The 263-nt window shown below is 69.2% G+C and carries 1 protein-coding gene; it reads left to right on the top strand.

Annotated elements, in window-relative coordinates:
* Window positions 1-263: hypothetical protein (locus CVH10_RS21575; protein ID WP_219924970.1), on the top strand; the 263-nt coding region annotated here is incomplete at both ends.

A 263-nucleotide genomic window follows, 5' to 3' on the forward strand; every position in this document is an offset into this window, starting at 1 on the left:
CGAACAGCTGACACCCGGCGACACCTTCCAGTTCGCCGGCCAGACCTGGGCGTTCCAGGGCATAGTGGGAACAGACGCCCTGGTCACGCACGCGAACGACAGCGACCCCAAGATCCCGTCGTGGGGCGGGTCGAAGTTCCCGCTGTCCACCTCCCTGGCCGACCGGGTGCGCGACATGGTCCACGACCGCGCCCACTGGCGCGTCCTGCCGCCCGACGTGCAGGAATGGCTGGAGCTGCAGGAGACCCGCTCGGTCATTCCCG

Source organism: Halomonas sp. ND22Bw (assembly GCF_003011945.1).
Taxonomy (GTDB): Bacteria; Pseudomonadota; Gammaproteobacteria; order Pseudomonadales; family Halomonadaceae; genus Halomonas; species Halomonas halophila.